This window comes from Flexivirga sp., assembly GCF_035551235.1.
GTDB lineage: Bacteria > Actinomycetota > Actinomycetes > Actinomycetales > Dermatophilaceae > Flexivirga.
The window spans coordinates 20,897-43,303 of sequence record NZ_DASZNO010000051.1 but is presented as its reverse complement, the minus strand read 5'-3'; the positions used below and the strand labels follow the sequence as shown (position 1 = coordinate 43,303).

General features: G+C 66.8%; 22 protein-coding genes. 15 read left to right on the top strand and 7 right to left on the bottom strand.

Annotated features, from left to right (window positions below):
- Positions 1-27: 27 nt before the first annotated feature.
- Both VG502_RS19980 and VG502_RS19975 read right to left on the bottom strand, forming a co-directional pair.
- Complete coding sequence (locus VG502_RS19980) at positions 28-516, bottom strand: cupin domain-containing protein (RefSeq protein WP_325551965.1); 489 nt, start codon at positions 514-516, stop codon at positions 28-30.
- 11 nt (positions 517-527) lie between these two features.
- Complete coding sequence (locus VG502_RS19975) at positions 528-1,169, bottom strand: fumarylacetoacetate hydrolase family protein (protein ID WP_325551964.1); 642 nt, start codon at positions 1,167-1,169, stop codon at positions 528-530.
- 123 nt (positions 1,170-1,292) lie between these two features.
- Here VG502_RS19975 and VG502_RS19970 point away from each other — a divergent pair, with 123 nt between their 5' ends.
- The 8 genes from VG502_RS19970 (at position 1,293) to VG502_RS19935 (ending at position 8,664) form a co-directional block, all read left to right on the top strand.
- A complete protein-coding gene (locus VG502_RS19970; RefSeq protein ID WP_325551963.1) occupies positions 1,293-1,721 on the top strand; it encodes a RidA family protein in 429 nt (142 codons plus the stop codon).
- 100 nt (positions 1,722-1,821) lie between these two features.
- Positions 1,822-2,424 (top strand): helix-turn-helix domain-containing protein, encoded by a 603-nt coding sequence (locus VG502_RS19965; protein ID WP_325551961.1) that lies wholly within the window; start codon positions 1,822-1,824, stop codon positions 2,422-2,424.
- A 24-nt stretch (positions 2,425-2,448) separates the two neighbouring features.
- On the top strand, positions 2,449-3,591 hold the full coding sequence (locus tag VG502_RS19960; protein ID WP_325551960.1) for an aminotransferase class V-fold PLP-dependent enzyme: 1,143 nt from the start codon (positions 2,449-2,451) through the stop codon (positions 3,589-3,591).
- Positions 3,592-3,601: 10 nt separating this feature from the next.
- A complete protein-coding gene (locus tag VG502_RS19955; protein WP_325551958.1) occupies positions 3,602-5,080 on the top strand; it encodes an amino acid permease in 1,479 nt (492 codons plus the stop codon).
- Positions 5,077-5,511 (top strand): OsmC family peroxiredoxin, encoded by a 435-nt coding sequence (locus VG502_RS19950; RefSeq protein ID WP_325551956.1) that lies wholly within the window; start codon positions 5,077-5,079, stop codon positions 5,509-5,511. The genes VG502_RS19955 and VG502_RS19950 overlap by 4 nt, the downstream gene beginning before the upstream one ends.
- Positions 5,511-6,218, top strand: coding sequence for a cupin domain-containing protein (locus tag VG502_RS19945; protein WP_325551955.1), 708 nt, complete (start codon positions 5,511-5,513; stop codon positions 6,216-6,218). Before VG502_RS19950 ends, VG502_RS19945 begins: the two co-directional genes overlap by 1 nt.
- A 29-nt stretch (positions 6,219-6,247) precedes the next feature.
- On the top strand, positions 6,248-7,036 hold the full coding sequence (locus tag VG502_RS19940) for a cyclase family protein (protein WP_325551954.1): 789 nt from the start codon (positions 6,248-6,250) through the stop codon (positions 7,034-7,036).
- Positions 7,033-8,664 carry a thiamine pyrophosphate-binding protein gene (locus VG502_RS19935; RefSeq protein ID WP_325551953.1) on the top strand — a complete coding sequence of 544 codons (1,632 nt, stop codon included), beginning with the start codon at positions 7,033-7,035 and terminating at the stop codon, positions 8,662-8,664. Before VG502_RS19940 ends, VG502_RS19935 begins: the two co-directional genes overlap by 4 nt.
- A 10-nt stretch (positions 8,665-8,674) precedes the next feature.
- On the opposite strand, the gene kynU is transcribed toward VG502_RS19935, so the two are convergent.
- Positions 8,675-9,922, bottom strand: coding sequence for a kynureninase (gene kynU, locus VG502_RS19930; protein ID WP_325551952.1), 1,248 nt, complete (start codon positions 9,920-9,922; stop codon positions 8,675-8,677).
- 2 nt (positions 9,923-9,924) lie between these two features.
- Positions 9,925-10,800, bottom strand: coding sequence for a tryptophan 2,3-dioxygenase (locus tag VG502_RS19925; RefSeq protein ID WP_325551951.1), 876 nt, complete (start codon positions 10,798-10,800; stop codon positions 9,925-9,927).
- A gap of 194 nt (positions 10,801-10,994) precedes the next feature.
- On the opposite strand from VG502_RS19925, the gene VG502_RS19920 reads away from it, so the two are divergent.
- The gene (locus tag VG502_RS19920; RefSeq protein ID WP_325551949.1) at positions 10,995-11,855 is read left to right on the top strand and encodes a GNAT family N-acetyltransferase; all 861 of its coding nucleotides are present in this window, start codon (positions 10,995-10,997) and stop codon (positions 11,853-11,855) included.
- Between the two features lie 24 nt (positions 11,856-11,879).
- Here VG502_RS19920 and VG502_RS19915 read toward each other — a convergent pair whose 3' ends face one another.
- The gene (locus VG502_RS19915; protein WP_325551948.1) at positions 11,880-12,926 is read right to left on the bottom strand and encodes a P1 family peptidase; all 1,047 of its coding nucleotides are present in this window, start codon (positions 12,924-12,926) and stop codon (positions 11,880-11,882) included.
- 86 nt (positions 12,927-13,012) lie between these two features.
- Between VG502_RS19915 and VG502_RS19910 the strand changes: the two genes are divergently transcribed.
- Both VG502_RS19910 and VG502_RS19905 read left to right on the top strand, forming a co-directional pair.
- A complete protein-coding gene (locus VG502_RS19910) occupies positions 13,013-13,327 on the top strand; it encodes an undecaprenyl diphosphate synthase family protein (RefSeq protein ID WP_325551946.1) in 315 nt (104 codons plus the stop codon).
- Between the two features lie 93 nt (positions 13,328-13,420).
- Positions 13,421-14,767, top strand: coding sequence for a cytochrome P450 (locus VG502_RS19905; RefSeq protein WP_325551945.1), 1,347 nt, complete (start codon positions 13,421-13,423; stop codon positions 14,765-14,767).
- Positions 14,768-14,777: 10 nt separating this feature from the next.
- Here VG502_RS19905 and VG502_RS19900 read toward each other — a convergent pair whose 3' ends face one another.
- Positions 14,778-16,868: an MFS transporter gene (locus VG502_RS19900; protein WP_325551943.1), complete on the bottom strand. Its 2,091-nt coding sequence runs from the start codon at positions 16,866-16,868 to the stop codon at positions 14,778-14,780.
- 262 nt (positions 16,869-17,130) lie between these two features.
- Between VG502_RS19900 and VG502_RS19895 the strand changes: the two genes are divergently transcribed.
- The 3 genes from VG502_RS19895 to VG502_RS19885 are packed head-to-tail and all read left to right on the top strand — an operon-like array spanning position 17,131 to position 20,681.
- Positions 17,131-18,561: an MFS transporter gene (locus tag VG502_RS19895; protein ID WP_325551941.1), complete on the top strand. Its 1,431-nt coding sequence runs from the start codon at positions 17,131-17,133 to the stop codon at positions 18,559-18,561.
- Positions 18,561-19,814, top strand: a complete 1,254-nt coding sequence (locus VG502_RS19890) for a CaiB/BaiF CoA transferase family protein (RefSeq protein ID WP_325551939.1) — start codon at positions 18,561-18,563, stop codon at positions 19,812-19,814. Before VG502_RS19895 ends, VG502_RS19890 begins: the two co-directional genes overlap by 1 nt.
- The gene (locus VG502_RS19885; RefSeq protein ID WP_325551937.1) at positions 19,815-20,681 is read left to right on the top strand and encodes a hydroxymethylglutaryl-CoA lyase; all 867 of its coding nucleotides are present in this window, start codon (positions 19,815-19,817) and stop codon (positions 20,679-20,681) included. It abuts the gene before it with no gap.
- Here VG502_RS19885 and VG502_RS19880 read toward each other — a convergent pair.
- Positions 20,665-21,246: a 3'-5' exonuclease family protein gene (locus VG502_RS19880; RefSeq protein ID WP_325551935.1), complete on the bottom strand. Its 582-nt coding sequence runs from the start codon at positions 21,244-21,246 to the stop codon at positions 20,665-20,667. The two genes, VG502_RS19885 and VG502_RS19880, sit on opposite strands and share 17 nt — an antisense overlap.
- Positions 21,247-21,305: 59 nt before the next feature.
- Between VG502_RS19880 and VG502_RS19875 the strand changes: the two genes are divergently transcribed.
- Positions 21,306-22,310 (top strand): aldo/keto reductase family protein, encoded by a 1,005-nt coding sequence (locus tag VG502_RS19875; protein WP_325551934.1) that lies wholly within the window; start codon positions 21,306-21,308, stop codon positions 22,308-22,310.
- The last annotated feature ends 97 nt before the right edge of the window (positions 22,311-22,407 follow it).

Sequence of the window (22,407 nt, the reverse complement as noted above, 5' to 3'; positions counted from 1 at the left end):
GCGGAGGAGAACTTCGTGGGGTAAGGCTCATGGGCGGTTCGTCCAATCGCGCAGTTCGTCATCCGCGACCTGCGGCAGGTTGACGACAATGTTGTCGGGGGTGCGGGTGGTCATCCAGGTCAGCGGGTTGTTGCGGTCGAGGTTGCACTCGACGTGCGGCATGTGCGGCGGGACGAAGACCCAGTCGCCCTCGGACATGTCGATGTAGTCCTCGAACTTCTGCCCGAAATAGATCCGTGCCCGGCCGGACAACACATAACCACCGGTCTCGGCATCGCCGTGGTGATGCGGCACCGACCGGTAGCCGGCGAGGTTGTGCACCTTGCCGAACCAGATTCGCGTCGCCGGAGTGTTTTGCGGGCTGACCCCGGAAACCCTTGTCGCGCCTTCGGATTGGCCGGTGAGTCCGGCATCCGGCTCCTGGCCGCCGCGGGTCACGAAGGGCACGATCAGGCCCGCCTCGTTCTGATACATCGACATGTCGAGTCGCTCGTAGTTGTCGGCATTGGGATCCATGCCAGGTCCTTTCAATCGTGGAATCGAATGACGTTGTGCAGGCAACCGATGCCGGTGATCTCGGTTTCGACGACGTCGCCGTCGGCGAGGAAGGTCGGGGGAGTCATGCCCTGGCCGACCCCTCCGGGCGTGCCGGTGAGGATCAGGTCACCGGGCCGCAGCACGGTGAAGGTCGAGGCGTAGGCGAGGAGTGTCGCGCAGTCGAAGACAAGCCGGCTGGTGTTGCCGCGCTGGCGTTCGACGCCGTTCACCCGGCATACGACGTCCACTCCGGCAACGGGATCCAGTTCGTCCGGAGTGACGACCGTCGGCCCGACCGGGGTGCTCGCGTCCCACGCCTTGCCCTGGAACCACTGCAGGGTGCGGCGCTGCCAGTCGCGGACCGAGATGTCGTTCGCCACCGTGTAGCCCGCGATGGCATCCCGTGCTTCGTCCGGGGTGGCGCCGCGCAACTCCTTGCCGACCACGACCGCCAGCTCGGCCTCCCAGTCGACGTCATGGCCACTCGGCAGGACGATGTCGTCATACGGGCCGATCAGGGTGTCCGGGTACTTCGCGAAAAGCGTTGGGTGCTGGGGCAATTCGCGGCCCATCTCCTGGATGTGGTCGCTGAAGTTGAGGCCGCAGCAGATGACCTTTTGCGGGGTGGGCACAGGCAGCATCTTCGGGTCGTCCTCTCCTGTCCTGCTTCGTATTTCATTATTTGCATGATCGTTGCAGGAATGTCAATAGATGGTTAGCCTGGAACCAGCAGGGACAACCACGAAGGAGACCCGATGTCGATCGACCTGACGCCCCTACCGGTGAACCCGCCGGAGCTACCGACACCCAGCGGTTACTCGCACGGGACGTTGAGTGGGAACACGGTGTACCTGGGCGGGCAGACCGCCCTGGATGCCGACATGCAGATCGTCCCCGGCGGGATCGTCGAGCAGTTCCGGCAGGCCTTCGGCAACGTGCTCGCCACGCTGCGCGCGGTCGGCGGTGTCCCCGAGGACCTCGTCGGCATCACCATCTATCTGACCGACATCCCCGACTACCAGGCCCACGGCCGGGAGATCGGGAAGGTATGGCGCGAGCTCGCCGGTCCGGTCTATCCCGCGATGGCCGGCATCGGCACGACCGCGCTCTGGCAGCCTGAGGCGATGATCGAGATCGTCGGGGTGGCAGTGGTGCCCGACGAACGCCTCGTCCGCGCCGACTGATATTGCCAGTTTCTGACGATCGTTGACACTGCGTCATAGGGCGCCGTACGCTGACCGCCATCAGTTCCACTGAACGCATGTTCACGCGAGGTGTTCGCTTGTGGCAGATCAGCACTCGGACGGGGAACCCGGTCGCCCCGCCGCCGACGGCGAGGAAGTCACGCCCGGTATCGGTGACCGGATCCGAGCCATCCGCCAGTCCCGCGACCTGTCGATCCGGGAACTCGCAGCACTCGCCGGTGTCTCCACCGGACTCATCAGCCAGGTCGAGCGAGGGATCAACGACCCGAGCCTGCAGACGGCCAGGGCAATCGCGAAGGCGCTGCAGACGCCCCTGTTCGACTTCTTCCAGGACCCGGATCGGTCGGAACTCGCCGTCGTGCGCGCCGACCGCCGCATGTCGTTGAGGTCACCCCACGGCGACCTCACGTATGAGCGGATCTCACCCGGATCGGGGAGCCTCGAGATGCTCGAGGGGCGGCTGGAACCGCACAGCGCCTCCTCCGAGGACGCGTGGAGTCACCCGTCCGAGGAGTGCGTCGTCGTGACGGCCGGATCGCTCACGGTCGAGGTTGACGGTGTCGCGCAGTACCTGGCGACCGGTGACTCCTGCTACTTCAACTCGCGTTACCCGCACCGATACGTCAACGACACCGACGAACCGGTTCGCTTCGTGCTCGCGATCACCCCGCCCAGCTACTGACCGACACCTGCCGGAAGGATCCCGATGACAGACCAACCGACCCCCGCCGAGTTCCGCGCAAGGTTCCCCGGACTGCGCGACACGGTGCACCTCGCCAGCTGCAGCCAGGGAGCGCTGTCCGACCGGCTTGCGTCGGCCATGCTGGACTTCCAGCACAGCATCCTGCAGCACGGCGCCCCCTGGGACGTCTGGATGGCGAAGGTCGCACAGGCGCGCGCAGCATTCGCCCGGCTGATCGGCGCCGACGTGGACGAGGTCGCCGTCGTCTCGTCGGCATCGGAGGCGGCCTACCAGGTCGCGTCCACGCAGGACTGGTCCCGAAGTCCGCGGATCGTGACCACGGACATGGAGTTCCCCTCCGTTGCCCACGTCTGGCTCGCGCAGCGCAGCCGTGGCGCCGAGGTCGGGTATGTCGCCGATCATGACGGCGTCGTCGACAGCGATGACTACATCGCCGAGATCGACGGGCGCAGCGGCCTGGTGTCCATCCCGTTGATCTCCTATCGCAACGGTCTGCGGCTGCCGGTTCAGGAGATCGCCGCCCACGCGCACGCCCAGGGGGCGAAGGTCTTCGTCGATGCCTACCAGGGGCTGGGCGTCGAGCCGGTCGACGTCGATCAGCTCGGCTGCGATTACCTCGCCTGCGGCTCCCTGAAGTATCTGCTCGGGATCCCGGGCATTGCCTTCCTGTATGTGCGCGCCGGCACGCGCGACGACATCGCACCGTCCATGACGGGCTGGTTCGGCCGGTCCAACCCGTTCGCGTTCGACCCTCGCACGATCGACTATCCCGACCACGCCCGGCGGTTCGAGACGGGTACACCATCGATCCCCTCCGCATACGGCGCGGTCGCCGGGCTGGAGATGCTCGAACTGGTCGACCCCCACGTCATTCGAGATCACATCAGGCAGCTGACTCGAAGTCTCCACGGTCAACTGGCCGAGGCGGGGGAGACGCTGTGGTCACCCGCCGACGACTCGATGCGCGGCCCCCAGGTGGCATTGCGGTGCACCGACCCGGACAACCTCAACGCCTACCTCAAGGCGCAGCGGATCTTCGCGAGCCCCAGAGGGGATGTCATCCGTATGTCCTTCCACTACTACAACGACGAGTCCGACGTCACCGCAGTTGTGCGTGCGATGGCCGCCTACCGGGCCATGGCATGAGGAGCTTCGGATGACCACCTCGACCGCATCCCCCGATGGGCTGCAGCGGCGCCTCACATCGCGCCAGCTGACCATGATCGGCATCGGCGGCGCCATCGGCACGGGCCTGTTCCTCGGGTCGAGTCTTGCCATCTCCCAGGCGGGTCCGGCGGTCGTTCTCGCATACATCCTCTGCGGGCTCGTCGCCCTGGTCATCGCCTGGGCGCTCGCCGAGATGGTGGTCGTGCACCCGACCGCGGGTGCCTTCGGCACCATCGCGCACCACTATCTCGGTGCGGGCACCGGGTTCGTGCTGCGGTGGACCTACTGGGCCATGCAGGTCATCGCCATCGGCGGAGAGGTCATCGCGGCCGGCGTCTACGTGCAGTACTGGTGGCCGCAGATCACGTTGTGGATTCCGGTCACCGTGTTCGCGGCCTTCGTCCTCATCGTCAACGCCGCGGCGGTGAGCTTCTTCGGCGAGTTCGAGTACTGGTTCGCCATGATCAAGGTCACCGCCATCGTGATTTTCGTGCTGCTCGGAGTCGTCATGATCGTCTTCGGGCTCCCGGACCATCCGGCAACCGGCACCCACCTGTTGACCTCGCATGGCGGGTTCTTGCCGCACGGACTGCGAGGCCTGATGCTCGCGATGGTTTTCGTGCTCTTCAGCTACATCGGCACCGAGGTCGTGTCCGTCACCGCCGCGGAGTCCGAGGATCCGGTGCGCGACATCCCTCGGGCCGCCCGCGCGATGATCCTGCGCTTGGCGCTCTTCTATGTCGCGGCGATCCTGATCGTCGTGATCATCGTGCCATGGACGGTCACGGCACAGGGCGGCGCGATCGAGGCCAGCCCCTTCGTGAAGGTCTTCGCCTCGGCCGGTATCCCCGCTGCGGCCACCGTCATGAACTTCGTCGTGTTGACCGCGGCCCTGTCGAGTGCCAACACCAATCTCTACCTGACCACTCGCATGCTGCACTCGTTGTCGGCGCACCGGCTGGCGCCCGGCTGGGTCGGACGCCTCAGCTCGTCCGGCGTGCCACGCAACGCACTGGTGCTTTCCGGTCTCGGCCTGGTGCTCGCGGCGATCTTTTCCAAGAACTCGAACTCGAACGCCTACCTGATGCTCTTCGGCGTGTCCGTCTTCGCTGCCCTCGTGGTCTGGATCCTCATCCTCGCCACCCACACGGCATTCCGTGTCAAGCGTCGCCAGAGGGGCTTGCCCGACTCGCCGGTCCGGCTGTGGGGGGCACCGGTCACCTCGGGGATCGTTGCTCTGTTTCTGGCGTCTGTGCTGGTCTCCACAGCCTGGGTCGAAGGACTGGACCCGGCGTGGAAGTTCGGCCTGCCCTTCTTTGTCATCCTCATCGTTATTTACGTCGTCATGAAGAGAACCGGTCACTGCGACCACCTGATGGCGAGCACGCTCGCCGACTACAACCCGGACAGCGCTGAGATCGATTCACCACCCGTGGCCCTCAAGGCCCTCGAACTGGAGGAAGAATGACCACCATCACGCGGACTTCGTCGGCAACGTGGAGCGGTGGGATCGAGTCGGGCTCCGGGTGCATCAACGTAGGGCGGTCTGAGGTCGTCCTTCCCTTCAGCCTCAAGACCCGGATCGGCGCCGACCCGTCGACCAATCCCGAGGAGCTCCTCGGCTCGGCACTTGCCGGCTGCTACTCGATGTCTCTGGCGGGCGAACTCGACTCGCACGGCACCCGTGCCGAGCTGATCACCTCCACTGCGACGGTGCATCTGGTCGGTGGAGACAGCGGATTCTCAATTCCCACAGTCGACCTAGCGGTCACGGCGCAGGTCTCCGGCATCACGGAATCGGACTTCCAGGACGTCGCCCGGAAGGCCCACGACGGCTGCCCCGTGTCGCGGCTGTTCAACGCCGACGTCCGGCTCACGGCGACTCTGGAGATCGTGTGATGAGCCGCCAGCCGGTTCACTTCCGCGACGTCCCGTCGGTCGGAGCGGACGGCAGGAAGGAGTTTGTGCCGCATTCGGACCTTGATGGCTCGGGGCTCGAGCTGAGGGTGCTGGTACTCGAGCCCGGGGCTTCCGAGGCACCCCGTGAGGTTGCCAACGGTCGCGGCGAGGTGCTCTACGTCCTGACCGGTACCGCCGAGCTGCAGATCGACGATGCGACCTACATCCTCGACCAGGACGGTGCCGCGCGCGTCCCGGGGGGCACGGCATACGTCCTGCGCGGTAGGGGTGAGGGTCCCTGCGAGATCGCTCTGGTCTCCGGGCGGGCCGGCCCGGAGGCGGCGACGCCGGGTCCGGTGTGTCTCGACCTGGCGGACCAGTCGAGGCACCCAGCGGTCAGTGAACGCGAGTTCCAGCTGCTCTTCCACCCCGAGACCGGATGCACCGGCATGACGCAGTTCGTGGGATACGTCCCGACCGTGCGCACGCCGCGGCATACCCACCCGTACTCCGAGATGCTGTGCATCGTGCGCGGGAGCGGACTCGTCGAGATCGATGGTCAGGAGACCCAGGTCGGGCCGGGCTGTTGCTACTACTTGCCGGCCGGCACACCACATCTCGTGCAGAATTCGGGAGAAGAGCTTCTTGTCGAGCTCGGAGTCTTCACTCCTGCGGGAAGCCCCACGCAGAACACCCCGGTCGCGTGACCAATCCGCCCTTCGAAAGGCAGCACACCATGTCAGTCCTCACCGGATTCGCCGCAGCGCTCGCCAACGGATCGGTCCGCGTGGTCGACCTCACCAATCGGCTCTCCGCTGACACGCCGACGCTGCGACTCCCGGAGCCCTTCGCCAACCTCATCGACTTCAGCCTGGAGGAGGTGAGCGCGTACAACGAACCCGGACCGTTCTGGAAGCACCACAACATCCACACCGGAGAGCACATCGGCACCCACCTCGATGCGCCGGTGCACTGGATCAGCGGCAAGGACGGGCACGACGTCTCGACCATCCCACCCGCTCGGCTGGTCGGACCGGCAGTCGTCATCGACGTCTGTGCTGAGGTCGCCAAGGACCCCGACTTCCTGCTGGACGTCTCGCACCTCGAGGCGTGGGAGGCCGAGCACGGCACGCTGCCGGACAACGGATGGCTGCTGATGCGCACCGGATGGGACAAGTTCGCCGATGACAAGGAGGCCTGCCTCAACGCCGACGAGACCGGCTCGCACACCCCGGGCATCACCGCGGAAGCAGCGCAGTGGCTCGCCACCCAGCGACCGATCTCCGGCTTCGGCGTCGAGACCGTCGGCATCGATGCCGGACGCGGCGCCGAGCTGGACCCGCCGTTCGCCGCCCACTATCACTTGCTCGGCAACGACAAATACGGCCTGACCTCGCTGCAGAATCTCGCGCTGCTGCCGCCGACCGGAGCGATGATCGTGGTCGCCCCGCTGCCGATCGTCGGAGGCACCGGCAGCCCCGCGCGGGTCCTCGCGCTCATCGAGAATGCATCAATGAGTTCATGAAGACGGCAGAGCTGGTCGGGCAAGCGCTCGTCGAGGCCGGGATCGACCATGTCTTCGGTGTGGTCGGGTCCGGCAACTTCGACGTCACCGATGCGATGGTCCGTGCCGGAGCCACGTATGTCGCGGCGCGGCACGAGGGCGGTGCTGCCACCATGGCCGACGCCTATGCCCGTATGTCGGGCGGCATCGCCGCGCTGACGGTGCACCAGGGCTGCGGCCTCACGAACGCCATGACCGGGATCACCGAGGCTGCCAAGAGCCGCACCCCGATGGTCGTGCTGGCCGCGGAAGCCACCCAGCCACTGTCGAACTTCTACGTGGACCAAGCTGCGTTGGCCGAAGCGGTCGGCGCCGTGTCGATCCGGTTGGACGACTCGGCGGCTGCGCGTCATACGGCTCGGATCGCGGTGCATAACGCGCTCGCGGACCGCCGGGTCGTGCTGCTCAACCTGCCGCTGGAGGTGCAGGAGAGCGACGCGCCCGAGCAGGTCGAGACGCCCGCATCCGTTGCCACAGTGCGGGATTCATCCGCTCCGGCTGAGACCGACGTGCGACGACTCGCGGACGTCCTGCAGACAGCGCAGCGACCGGTCTTCGTCGCGGGACGAGGCAGTCGCGGTCCTGGGTGCCGAGAAGCGCTCGAGGCGCTCGCCGAGCAGTGCGGTGCCCTGCTCGCGACCTCCGCCGTGGCCAAAGGCCTGTTCAACGGCAACCCCTGGTCCCTTGACGTCTCAGGCGGATTCGCGTCTCCGCTGACCGCCGAGCTGATCAAGGGAGCCGACCTCATAGTGGGCTGGGGTTGCGCCCTCAACATGTGGACGATGCGGCACGGCCGGCTCATCGCCGACGATGCCACGGTGGTGCAGGTCGACCTCGACGCCGACGCGCTCGGCGCCCACCGCGACATCGCCTTCGGAGTGGTCGGTGACGTCCGGCAGACCGCCGAGGCGGTGTCGGGCCGAATCGGCGGCGATGGGTTGCCCGGCTATCGGACCGATCGACTGCGCGACGACATCGCGGCCAATGTCCTCTGGCGCGACGTGCCGTATGACGATGCCGGCACCGACGAGCGCATCGATCCCCGCACGCTGTGCCTTGCACTCGACGAGTTGCTGCCCACCGAGCGGGTCGTCGGCGTGGATTCCGGCAATTTCATGGGGTATCCGAGCATGTTCCTGCGCGTGCCGGACGAGTTCGGCTTCTGCTTCACCCAGGCGTTCCAGTCGATCGGACTGGGGCTGGCGACCACCATCGGGGCAGCTCTCGCTCGCCCGGACCGACTCCCGGTCGCCGCCCTCGGCGACGGCGGTGCGCTGATGTCCGCCGCCGAGCTCGAGACGGTCGTGCGGCTCGGCATACCCATGGTCGTGGTGGTCTTCAACGACCAGGCGTATGGCGCGGAAGTGCACCACTTCCGCGGCCGCCCACTCGACAGCGTGACTTTCCCCGACACCGACTTCGCAGCAATCGGAAGGGGATACGGCTACGACGCGATCACGGTGCGCAACCGTGACGACCTCGCGCCGGTGGCTGATTGGGTGGCCACGCGGTCCAAGCCGCTGCTGATCGACGCCAAGGTCGTCGCCGACGAGCCGTCGTGGTGGCTGTCGGAGGCATTCGGTCACTGAGGCCGAGCAACTAGCTTGGGTCGGTCAGGATCTCGTGCAGGTGCGCCAGCGCGGTGGCGACTTCCACGAAACTCGTTGACAGTGGGGACATTCCGGCTCGCAGGCCGCGGGGTCGCCGGAAGTCCGGTATGACGCCACGCTGCCACAGCTGAGCGATTGCGGACTCCATCGCCTCGTGTTCGAGGGTGACGTGCCCGCCGCGCATCGCCGGGTCACGCGGTGACGCCACGGTGACACCGAGCGGCGCGAAGACCTCGTCGGCGACGTCGGCGACGAACTCCGTCAACCGGATCGACTTCTCCCGGATCGCCTCGATGCCGGCCTGCGCGACGATGTCCAGCATGTCCTGCATCGGTAGCATCCCGAGGATCGGCGGGGTGCCGCTGATGAAGCGCCGCATGCCGCTCGCCGGCGTGTATGACGGACCCATCGTGAATGGCTCCGCATGGCCCATCCAGCCGCTGATCGGTTGAACAAGGCTGTCCTGCAACGCCTTTGCGACATACCCGAACGCCGGCGCACCGGGGCCACCGTTGAGGTACTTGTAGGTGCAGCCGACCGCCAGGTCGGCACCGGCGGCATCGAGCTCGATCGGCACGAGACCCACCGAGTGGCACAGGTCCCACAGCACTAACGCCCCGGCATCGTGCGCGACCCGGGTGATGGCCGGCAGGTCGGCGATGAAGGCCGACTTGTAGGCGATGTGGCTGAGCAGCACCAAAGCCGTGTCGTCGGAGACCTTTTCGCGTACTTCGTCCGGCGTGACCCCGGTCGCCGGGGACGGTTCGATCCAATCGATCGTCATACCCAGCTCGGCGGCGATGCCCTGCACGACATAGCGGTCGGTCGGGAAGTTCTCCGTGTCGGCGACGATCCGGGTCCGGCCGGGCCTTGCGGCGACGGCGGCACGGGTCAGCTTGTAGAGCAACACCGTCGTCGAGTCGGCGACCGTCGTCTGCCCGGCGGCGGCGCCGAGGGCCACCCGGCCGATGCGGTCACCCAGTCGCAGCGGCAGCTCCATCCACGACTCGTCCCAGGCACGGATCAGTCGCTCGCCCCACTCGTCGTCGACGAACTCCGCGAGCCGGCGCCTGGTCGTCCGAAGCGGCCTGCCGAGCGAGTTCCCGTCCAGGTAGGCGACGACGTCGTCCGGCAGCACGAACAGCTCGCGGTATGCCGCGAGCGGATCTGCCGCATCCAGCGACTTCGCCTCTGCGACAACGTGATCCGGCAGGTGCGTGAGTATGTCGATTGCCATGATCAACCGCCGATCTCGGTGCGCACGGAGTAGAGCTCCGGGAAGAAGGTGAGGTCGAGAGCCCGCTTCAGGAAGCCGACGCCGGAGCTGCCGCCGGTGCCTTTCTTGTAGCCGATGGTGCGCTGCACGGTGCGCAGGTGCCGGAACCGCCAGAACTGGAAGGCATCCTCGAGGTCGACCAGGTCCTCGCACATGGCGTACTCGGCCCAGTGCGCGCTCGGATCGTCGTAGATGCGCTGGAAGACCGGGATCAGTTCGGGCTGTTCGGTCCACGCCTGGGCGACATCGCGGTCCAGGATCTGTTGCGGGACATCGTGGCCGTGCGCGACGAGGAAACGGAGGAAGGCGTCATACACAGTGGGGGAGTCGAGCAGCTCGCGCAGGCGCTCCTGCTGCTCGGGCTTGGCCGCGAACACGGGAAGCATGCCGGCGTTCTTGTTGCCGAGGATGAATTCCACCGCGCGGTACTGGTAGGACTGGAAGCCGGAGGCGGAGCCGAGAAAGCCTCGAAACTCTGCGTATTCGCTCGGCGTGAGCGTCGCCAGCACCGACCATTGCTCGGCAAGGGTGCGGAAGATGTGCTTGACCCGGGCGAGCGCCTTGCGGGCCCGGCTCACGTCGTCGGCCTGCAGATAGGTGCGCACCGACGTGAGCTCGTGCAGCACGAGCTTGAACCACAACTCGGTCGTCTGGTGCTGGATGATGAAGAGCAACTCGTCGGGGTGGACCGGCGCGCTGACCGGATGCTGCGAGTCGAGCAGCTTGTCGAGGTCGAGGTAGCCGCCGTAGTCCATCCGCGACCGGAAGTCGGTGCGCACGCCCTCTTCGATCCGTCGTTCGCCGTCTTCGATCGACACTGCGCTCTCGCCTTCCTCCATGGTCCACCCAGTCTTGCAGTGTGGGATGGCGAGCGTCGCGGAGGTGCCCGGCGGATCGCCCGCGGCCGGTCTTCTCAAGCGAACGGCGCACACTGTCCCCCTGCCGGACAGTGTGCGCCCCTTCCCCGTCGTTCCCCGCCACCGCCCGAGAAGTCGGTGGCCACCGAAGGTGCCGGTCTGCGACCATCGATGACATGGCGGACGGCGGGCAGTGGCGAGTGCGGACGGTTACCGACCCGGCCGAGGCACGGGAATCCGCGCACGCTCTCGTCGCGGCGAATCCCGTTGCCTACTCCGTCTTTTCGACCGTCACCGACTCACTGATCCGCGAACCGGGCAGGTATGCCGACCCGCTGTGGTTCGTCGTCTCGGACGGTGACGGTCTGCCCGCACTGGTCTCGATGCAGACGGCGCCGCACCCGTTGCACCTGCCGGAGTCAGTGCCTGGGGCCGTGACCGCGCTCGCCGAACACCTCCTCGCCGCCGGTGCCGACCTGGATGGTGTCAACGGACCGCAGGAAGCCGCCCTGGAGTTCGCCGACGGGTATCTGCCCGCCGTCAGCAAGCAGATCTCCGGACGCGAAGGTATGGGCGTTTATGACTTGCCGGTGCCGGTTGAATTGCCTTGGCCGGTCAGCGGCGAACACCGTATGGCGGACGCGTCGCACCTGCCGCTGGTGTCGGGCTGGGTCTCGGCATTCATGGAGGAGATCGGTGACAGCGCGATCGATGCCGAGGCGACGGCCCGCCGGCAGATCGCCGCCGGCAACGTGAGCCTGTGGACGGTGCACGATCGACCCGTCGCGATGTGTTGGGCCAGTGCAGCTTTCGGCGGTGTCGTGCGAGTGTCCGGCGTCTACACACCACGGGCCGAGCGCGGCCACGGCTACGCCAGCGCGGTTGTGCATTCGGCCAGCCGGCAACAACAGGAGCAGGGTCACACGTGCATGCTCTACACCGAGCTCGCGAACCCGACCTCCAACAAGATCTACCGGGCGCTCGGCTACCGCCACCTCGGGAACGACCTCCGACTGAAATTCTCGGCACGCCGCTGATCGGCGGGGCCGTGTGCCAGGTCCCTATCGATTGAGTACGCCTGCTGCTGCACACTTCTCGAGCACGAAGTCCAGCGGGACGGCGTGCTTCGTGTGTCCGTGGAAACCTGTGGTGGTCGTCGCCAGGAAGAGCGAGTCGAGCACCGCTTCAGCGACGGCTTCCTGCACGGCCGCGAACACCGGATTGAGCTGCGCGTCCGGGACCGGCACGGTTGGCCCGGTGTCGAAGGCGATGGCGTAGTCGCCGCTGCCCTGGGCGAAGTCGGAGCCGACCTGCGCCATACCGAAGACCGCGCGGGTGGCCACCCTGGTCAGCTGCCGGGCGTCCAGTCCAGCGTCGATCGCGACGATCAACATGCACGAGTTGCCCTGGGGCACTGCGTCATTCGCTAGTGGAGTGCTCAGCCCCTCCTGCGGCGTGATCGGCACGCCGTGCACGGTCAGCGTGCCGGAGAAGTTCGTCTGTGCGAGGACCCCGAGAGTGCAGCTGCCGTGCTCGCCGAGATCGACGACGCGCGAGGCGCTGCCGATACCGCCTTTGAAACCGAGAGCGGCCGTGCCGGTGCCGGCTCCGACACAGCCCTGCTCGACCGGGTCGGTGCTCGCGGTGCGCAGTGCCTCCAGGACGTGCGCCTCGGTGATCGGCCGGCTGCGTATGTCGGACAGGAACCCGTCGTTGGTCTCCCCGACGACCGGGTTCAGTGACTCGACGGACTCGTTGCCGGGGTTGCTCAGTACGTAGCTGACCAGGGCGTCCGCGGCCCGGAAGGCCGACAATGTCCCGGTCAGCAGGATCGGCGTCTCGATCTCGCCCAACTCCACCAATTGCGTTGCACCGACAAGCTTTCCGTAACCGTTGCCGACGAAGAGCCCTGCCGGCATACGACCACCGGGGACGTCCACCGCGTCGGGGACGATCGCGGTCACGCCGGTGTGCAGGCGAGTGCCTTCGAGGATCGTCACCTGCCCGACGCGGACGCCGGGAACGTCGACGATCGTGTTCGTCGGACCAGGCGTGCCATTGCCGGGTGCGACCCCGAGGTCGCGGGAGCGAACGCGATCGATGGACATGAAGCCACCGTAGATCGACCGGCACACACAGGGATTGACCGGCGTACGAAATCGGGCCGATCATCCCTGCCGCTCGATGCACGTGTATGCCGCTCGATCAGGTTGCGCTGCCAGAATCGCGGCATGAGGACTGCAGCAGTGACCTCTGGCGGGCTGCCCACGCACCTCGGCGTGATCATGGACGGCAACCGGCGCTGGGCGAAGGCCGCGGCGGCCCGGTCAAGGACATCGATCTGGTGATCCGCACCAGCGGGGAGCGGCGCATCTCCGGGTTCTTCCCCTGGCAGAGCCAGCGCGCCGAGATCGTATTCAGCGACAAGATGTGGCCCGCGTTCGACGAGCACGACCTCGATGAGGCGCTCGCAAAATACGCGCTCCGTCGTGCGGCGGTCACCGGCTGAAGAGGGCATTTTCGGAGCCAATGGGTGGCGCCGTAGCGGATTCGAGCCTAGTGTGAAGTGAGTCACTACACCTGTCGTAAACGCGGAGGCGCGATGAACCCAGCAGACCACCTGAAGCGCGGCGTGCGCTGGAGCCTCGGCCACGGGCTGCCCGGCAACCTGATGCGTATGGCGGCACGGAAGGGCGACTTCCAGGGCCGTATGTCGACCGAGGCCGAGCGCCTCAGCACGCAGGAACTGTTGCCCCTCATCGAGGAGATCCGCGGTGCGGGGACTATGGCGAAGTGGCGTCTCGGGCACATCACGGTTGACCACGAAGCCGTGCGAGAGACGTTGAGCAGCAACGATGTTCATGCCGGATTCGTCTTCGAGGACGGGACCGTCCTTGGGCGATTGGGGCGCTGGGCCAAACGCGACGGTCTGAACCCAGTCGAGGCACCGTCCCTGCTGGCGGTCGAGCCGCCGGATCACACCCGCTATCGGAAGCTGGTGACCCGCGTGTTCACCGCACGCGCCGTGGCGAAGCTGCGCCTGCGCACCGAGGAGATTGCCGCGGAGCTGCTGGCCGGCATACCGGCGGACCGTCCGGTTGATCTGGTCGAGGCCTATTGCGCGAAGCTCCCGGTCGAGGTCATCTCCGAGATCCTCGGTGTGCCCGAGAAGGATCGCGGCCTGGTGCTCGAACTCGGCGGCGGCGCGGCGCCGAGTCTCGACATGGGACTCAGCTGGCACGACTTCCGCCGGGTCGAGGACTCGCTCGACGAGTTCGACACCTGGCTCGGTGAGCACCTCGGTCACTTGCGCAAGCATCCGGGCGATGACCTGTTCAGCCAACTCGTCCGGGCCAGTGACGACGGCGCGCAGCTGACCGAACGTGAGCTGAAGGCGACTGCGGGTCTGGTGCTCGCGGCCGGCTTCGAGACAACGGTCAACCTGCTGGGCAACGGGATTCGGCTGCTCGACGAGCACCCGGACCAGCTGCAACAGCTCCGCGACGACCCGGCCGGCTGGCCCAACGCGGTCGAGGAGATCCTGCGCTTCGACCCGCCGGTCCTGCTCACCGGGCGGCAGGTCAGCAGGGACACCGAGATCGTCGGTCAGCAGCTCAAGGAGGCGGAGCTGGTCATCACCGTGCTCGCGGGCGCGAACCGCGACCCCAAGGTCTTCACCGACCCGAACCGCTTCGACGTACGGCGGACGAACGCGCGTGATCACCTGTCGTTCTCGGCCGGGCGGCACTACTGCCTCGGGTCGGCGCTCGCGCGGATGGAGGGTGAGGTGGCACTCCGGGCGTTCTATGACCGGTTCGGTTCGGTCGAGCTCCTACCTGGCGCCTCTCGCCGACCCACGCGCATCCTGCGCGGCTGGGAGAATCTCCCGGCCCGGCTCACCCCGGCGGACCGAACTCAGTCCGTTGAGGCGGTGCCCGCCGCGTCCTGAGCGGCGTCGCTCATCGCACTCGGGGGTCGTTGATCTCCTCCAGTGAAAGTCCCGTGGATGGTGACCCGAGGAGCGCGATCGCGCCGACGGCGACGATCATCGCCGCGCCGGTCGCACCGAAGGCGACTGCGCTCCCGAGGTGTTCGAGCACTGGGACGAGCAGGAAGGGCATGAGCCCGATCGTGAGACGGCTGACGGCATACGGGACCCCACCGCCTCGAGCGCGGACCTCGGTGGGGAAGAGCTCCACCTGATAGACGTGGAACGAGTTGGAGAATACGTTCGAGACAGCCGTGTAGCAGAACCCGAAGGCGACGATGGCGCCCGGCGCATGGCTGAACGCGAACAGTACGCCGCAGATCGCCATCGCCAGTCCTGACCAGACGGTGAGCCAGCGCCGGTCGATGCGATCGATGATGGTCATCGAGAGCAGGGAGCCCAGTGGGTAACCGATGTAGGTCAATGCCACGAAGGTCAGCGACGTCACGATCGAGTAACCGCGGTCCGTGAAGACGAGCAGTGCCAGGGTCCCGAACCCGTAGTATCCGACGCCCTGCAACGGCTGGAAGATCAGCATCATCAACCACCGCCGCCTGGGCACCGGCCGCGTCCATGAGGTTGCGAAAGACACTGGCGGCGTTGAGCGTTCGGGGAGACGGGGAAGCGGGATCGGCCCACGCTGTGCCGCCGAACGCTCCATCCGGGAGACGATCGCGGCAGCCTCATCGGACCGTCCGACGACCTCGAGCCACCGCGGCGATTCGGGCAGGCTCTTGCGCAGGAACAGCGCGACGACCGCGCCGAGCGAGCCGATCACGAACATCCAGCGCCATCCGGAGATGCCGGCAGGCGCTTGGGGAAGCAACACCCGTGCCATGAGTCCGGCCACCGGGACGCCGACGAAGCCGACCGTGTAGGCGAGCGCCGTGAGCCGACCGCGGTAGCGGGAGGGCAGCAGGTCGCTGAGGTAGGTGTCGGCCACCGGCAGCTCCGCGCCGATACCGATGCCGGCGACCACCCGCGCAGCGAGCAGCACCCAGAGATTGGGGCTGATCGCACAGGCGAGCGAGGCCACCGAGTAGACGGCGATGGACGCCAGGAACGCCCGCCGCCGGCCGATGAGGTCCGCGACAGAGCTGAAAATCATTGTGCCCACGAACATTCCGCCGAAGGTCGCGGACATGGCCAGGGTGCTCCCGTGTCGCGGATGGGGGAGGTCGGTGACCAGCACCGTGGTGATGAAGAGGTCGTAGAAGTCGAAGAAGAGACCGACGCCGATCGCGAGGCAGGCCCACACGTGGGCCGGGACGATGGGGAGCCGGTCCAAGCGGGCGGAGATGGGAACGAACGCCAGGGTGGTGGCGTCGTCACGTGGGTTGGTGTGTTGCATCCGGGTCATGGCCGATCGCCTCCGTCGTGGGTGGGGACCCCTGTTCCCCGAGGACTGGTGCGGGACAACTCCAAGAGCCCCAGCTCCTTTGATCAGTAGGACGGCTTGCACGCGGTTCCTGACGCCGAGCTTGGCCAACGCGTGCGACACGTGGCTCTTCACGGTGGCCGCACTGACATAGAGCTGGTCGGCGATCTCGCTCGTGGCGAGGCCGTCCCCGAGAAGGCCGAGGATCTGCAGTTCCCGGGCGGTGAGCGCGTCCAGTAGCTCCAGCGCACGGTCCGTGGGCTGAACCGCCTCCGCCGTGTGCGGGCCCTCGGACGCGTGCAGATACGTGGGGATCAGCTCGGGGGAGACGATCACATGTCCGGCGGCCGCCGCATGGATCGCGATGGCCAGCCCGTTGACGTCCGGGCTCCGGAGAATGCAGCCCGAGGAGCCCGCCTCCAACGTCCGCTGGATGACATCGGCCGACCAGCGCGCCCCGATGACGAGCACCCGGTGGCCACGCGCCACGAGCGCTTGGATCTGGTCGACCCGCACCGGCCGCTCGGGTGTGTGGGCCAGCAGCACGATCCGGCCCGCTCCGGGTTCGGGTAGGGCGGCGCCCGTCGGCACCTCCACGCGCAGATCGCTGCGGTGGTTGAGGGTGTGGAGCAGCATCTGCCGGGAGAGCGGGTCGTCGTCGAGGAGTATGACGTGCGCCGTCATACCTCGATCTCTTTCAGCCGGTCGGCTGCGCAGCACCATCCGACCTCCGTCGTCCACAGACCGCCCAGAGTGTTGCGCTGATGCAGGGATTGCACAAGGGGCCTACCGGCCTGCGGCCGCTCACCTCCACTTTGGTGGAGGCCGTCTCCCGGAATCGGTGGTGGAGGCTCCACCTTCGGATGATCTTCGGTGTGAGCTCTATCTCGACCGGTTAGTGATGAATACCGTTCTGCCGCATGGTTACTCGAGTGTGGAGGGCATCATGAAGCAGGATCAAGCTACACCACGCGCAGCGTCCGTCCCATCGGTCGCCGCGAGGATGGACCGTCTGCCGATCACGCCGTTGCACGTGAAGGCGACGATCGTCATCGGCCTCGGCCTGTTCTTCGACATTTACGAGATCTTCCTGTCGGGCACGCTCAGCACAGTGCTCAAGGGGAAGTTCGGCCTCGGCGGCACGGGACTCACCTGGCTGCTGGCCTCGTCATTCCTCGGAATGTTCCTCGGGGCGGTCACGATCGGCCGTATCGCCGACCGCCTCGGACGCCGCCGTGCCTTCCTGCTGTCCTTGGGGATCTACTCGGTATTCACCGTGCTGGCGGCCTTGAGTCCCAATGTGGCGTTCCTGGTCATCTGCCGGTTCATCGCCGGCTTCGGCATCGGTGCCGAGCCTCCGGTGTCGGACGCCTATCTGGGCGATCTGCTGCCGCCGAAGAAGCGTGGATTCTTCACCAGCATCGCCTACACCGTGTCCTTCGTCGGTGTGCCGGTCGTCGGGTTCCTCGGGCACTGGCTGGTGCCGTTGCAACCGCTCGGGGTCGAGGGTTGGCGGTGGCTCTTCCTGTTCGGCGCGCTCGGTGCGCTCATCATCTTCGTGCTGCGGACCGGGCTGCCGGAATCGCCTCGCTGGCTCGCGTCCGCCGGGCGTGACGCGGAGGCCGAGGCCATCGTGGAACGGTTCGAGCGCGCGGCGCAGGAGCGCGGGCTGGAGCTGTCGCCGCCCTCACCCGAGACCCCCGCGACCACGGGTGGCTCGGATGCGTCGGAGCTGTTCAAGGCGCCATACGCGCGGAGGACTTGGATGATGGTCGTCTTCCAGTTCCTGCAGACCTGGGGTTACTACGGATTCGGCACGCTGGTGCCTTCGGTGCTGGCCGCGCGGGGCTTCGACATCGTCACCAGTCTCGGCTTCCTGTCGGTGATCTTCATCGGATACCCGGCCGGCTCGCTGATCTCGCTGCCGATCATCGAACGCATCGAGCGGAAGCAACTCGTGTGCGGAGGGGCAATCGCGATGGCGGTGTTCGGCATCGCGTTCGGACTCTCCGGATCGGAGGCCGCCATTCTGGTCCTCGGCTTCTGCTACACCGCCGCCTCGAACGTCTTCTCCAACGCCTATCACGTCTATCAGGCCGAGATCTTTCCCACCCGCCTGCGCGCCACCGCTGCCAGTGGGACCTATTCGCTGTCTCGCCTGTCGAGCGGTCTGATGCCGTTCATCCTGCTGCCACTCCTGGAGCACCATGGGTCCGGATTGCTGTTCACGGTAGTTGCTGCAGCGATGGTCGTTGTCGCCGTCAACGTGCTCGTCTTCGGGCCGCGGGCCACCGGACGCACGCTCACCGACGTCAATCTGGTGCAGGGCGATCGCACTGTCGCACCCGGGTCGGTCGCGAAGGAGGCGATCGGCTGATGGCGGCCGGACCCGCACCGATTCGTCCCGACGGACAAGGCCCGCTCGCCGGCGTGCGCATCCTCGAGTTGGGCAGCTTCATCGCCGCTCCGTTCGCCGGCAAGATCTTCGCCGAATTCGGTGCGGAGGTCATCAAGGTGGAGCGGCCCGGTGACGGCGATGAGCTTCGTGGCTGGCGCGCCCTGCGCGAGGGCACCTCGATGATGTTCCGCACCATCGGACGGAACAAGCGGTCGGTGACGCTCGACCTGCGTACGGCGGAGGGGCAGTCACTCGCAACCCGGCTGGCCGCCGAGTGTGACGTGGTGCTGGAGAACTTCCGCCCCGGCACCCTGGAGCGGTGGAATCTCGGACCGGAGGACCTGAAGGCCGTCAATCCTGAGCTGATCATGGTGCGCATCTCGGGATACGGGCAGACCGGTCCCTACCGCGAACTTGCCGGATTCGGTGGCGTGGCAGAGGCTTTCGGCGGACTTCGGTACATCACGGGACGCCCTGACGAGGAGTCCTGTCGTGCCGCCGCCAGCCTCGGCGACGTGCTCGCCGGCATGTATGGCGTCATGGGTGCGCTCATGATGCTGCTGCGGCGAGCGCGCACGGCGTCGCAACCCGACGAACCGCGGGATCTCGACGTGGTCGACGTCGCGCTCTACGAGTCGGTCTTCAGCGTGCTCGACTCGTTGGTGCCCGACTACGACGCCTACGGCGTCGTCCGCGAGCGGAGCGGTGGCAAGCTGCCTGGTGTTGTGCCGTCGGGGGCCTATGAGTGCAAGGACGGGTCATCGATCGTCATCGGTGGCAACGCGAACGGTGTCTTCACTCGGATGATGCACGCCATCGGCAGGTCGGATCTGGCGCTGTGTCCCACGTTGCAGGACGGGCCCGGGCGTGCGGCGCGCGCGGAGGAACTCGACAAGATCATCACCGAGTGGGCGGCAGCGACGGACATGCCCGACGCGTTGGAGCTGTTGCAGCGGGCCGGGGTGCCGGCCGGGAGCGTCATGAATGCCGCTCAGATCTCTGCGGATCCGCACTACGCGGCGAGGGGGATGTTGCAGCCCATGGCGGTGCAGATCGGTGACGCGGTGGAACAGGTGCGTTTTCCCGGTGTCGTGCCCAAGATCGCAGGAGTGCCGGCTGCACCGCGCTGGGTCGGCCCCGAGGTCGGGGAAGACACTGACGCGGTATTGCGTGAATTCGCCGGCGTCACCGCGGAAGAGCTGACTGCATTGCACGCGAACGGAGTGATCTGAATGGTTGTCCGGCTGACCGATGTGGTTCTGCGAGACGGGCTCCAGGACCTCGACGGCGTGGTCTCCACGGGTACGAAAGTGGCGCTGGCACGCGCCCTCGTCGCCGCAGGCGTTGCCGAACTGGAGGTGGCGGCGTTCGTATCGCCGAAGTGGGTGCCCCAGATGGGTGATGCCACTGCAGTGCTCGAGGGGTTGGCGGACCTGGCTTCCATCCGGATCTGCGCGATCGCGCTGAACGGGCGCGGCATACAGAGGGCGCGTGAGTCTCACCTCGATGAACTGCGCCTGGTAGTGTCCGCGGCGAATGGCCACAGCCAGGCCAATGCCGGCCGTTCGCCGCAGCAGTTGCTTGGGCAGTATGCCGATGAACTTCGTTCTGCCCCAGTCTCGTTCGACGTGACCGGCGCTGTGTCCGTGGCGTTCAACTGCCCGTTCGACGGACCTGTCAGCGCGGCGCAGGCAGTCGGGGTCGTCTCCGCACTGGTGGATCTCGGCGCAACGAGGGTTTCCCTGGCCGACACGCTCGGCACGGCATCAACAGCGCAGGTGATGGAAACTGTCACGGCGGTCCGGAATGCGTTTCCGGACCTACCGCTGGGACTGCACCTGCACGATGGCGAGGGGCAGGCACTGACGACGGTCACGGCGGCGGTCGACGCGGGAGTCGACCAGTTCGACAGCGCTCTCGGTGGGCTCGGCGGCTGTCCCTTCGCGCCGGGAGCGCACGGCAATCTGGACACTGCTGACCTGGTCGGATTGCTCGAAGGCGAGGGCATCGACACCGGCATACGCCCCGAGGGTCTCGCGGCCGCTCGCGGCGTGCTGCAGCGAGCGTTGCAGGAGGCGGGTGTCAGCGCAGCTTCGTGAACAGCGTCGCCAGCAGGTTGGCGTAACCGAGCGCATCATCGATCGCACGGTGCGTGTGCGTGACGTCGCCGAACCAGCTCTTGGGAAGGTCGTGCACGGTGAACGTCGCCGGGTCCGCGCCGGTCACTCCGCAGGCGAAGGAGTGCAGGCAGAGGGTTCCGGTGAAGAGCGGATCCTTGGCGTCGGGCCCCATGACCAGCCCGTATGGCGTGAAGCGTCGCAGGTAGAAGTCGATCCAGCCGCCGTCGAACGCCGCGGGTGCAGCGGCGAAATGCACTGGCATTGCGAGAGATCGGATCCAATCAGCGAAGTCGCTCATGACATTTGCCGGTGGTTGTGGGTTCTCGGTCGCGGCGCGCCATACCTCCGGCGGCTGGGTGCGGAACCACGCCAGCGTGTCCGGGTTGGGGACTGACCCGGGCAACGGCTCGAGCACCGCTTCGAATCGGCCGAGTTCGGAGCCCGTGGCGTCGATGGCGACCGATGCGAACGAGCGCATCGAGTTCGCCCCGGGCGAGAAGCCGTCGAGCTCGACGTCTGTCACGGCATACGCGAAGCGGGTCATCGAACCATCAGACCACGGCCCGCTACGCGGCGCTGGGAAGCGGTCGTACGGTGGGGGACATGGAGTTTCGCTACCTCGGCAATTCAGGCCTGAAGATCTCGGAGATCACCTACGGCAACTGGCTGACCCATGGGTCGCAGGTCGAGAACGACGCCGCGATCGCGTGTGTTCGCGCCGCGCTCGATGCCGGCATCACCACCTTCGACACCGCTGACGTCTATGCAAACACCGCGGCGGAGACGGTCCTCGGCGAGGCCCTGAAGGGACAGCGTCGGGAGAGCCTGGAGATCTTCACCAAGGTCTACTTCCCGACCGGACCCAAGGGGCACAACGACACCGGTCTGTCGCGCAAGCACATCACCGAGTCGATCAACGGCTCGTTGCAGCGGCTCGGCACCGACCACATCGACCTCTATCAGGCGCACCGCTACGACTACGAGACGCCGCTGGAGGAGACCATGCAGGCGTTCGCGGATCTCGTGCGCCAGGGCAAGGCGCTCTACATCGGGGTCAGCGAGTGGACTGCAGAGCAGTTGCGCTCCGGGCATGCTCTGGCGAAAGAGCTTGGTTTCCAGCTGATTTCGAACCAACCGCAGTATTCGATGCTGTGGCGGGTCATCGAGGAGAAGGTGGTGCCCACGTCCGCAGAGCTGGGCATCTCGCAGATCGTCTGGTCTCCCGTGGCCCAAGGCATCCTGACCGGGAAGTACAAGCCGGGTGAGCAGCCGCCGGCCGGCAGCCGGGCCACCGACGAGAAGGGCGGCGCGGACATGATCTCGCGCTTCCTGAATGACGAAACCCTCACGGGCGTGCAGAAACTCGCGCCGATCGCTGCCGACCTCGGGCTGACCATGGCACAGCTCGCCGTCGCGTGGGTGCTGCAGAACGACAACGTCGCCAGCGCGCTCATCGGTGCCTCGCGACCCGAGCAGGTCACCGAGAACGTCAAGGCTTCCGGTGTGAAGCTGGACGCCGACGTGCTGAGCCGGATCGACGATGCGCTGGGAAGCCTGGCGCAGCGTGACCCGTCACTCACCAGGTCGCCGGAGCACCGCGTGGCGTAAGAGCTGGCCGAGGCGCTAGAGGTGGCCGAGGAGAGCGAGGCGCTAGCCGAGCTCGTCTCGAGGTCCCTCCGACGTGAGGGACCTCGAGACGCTCGTT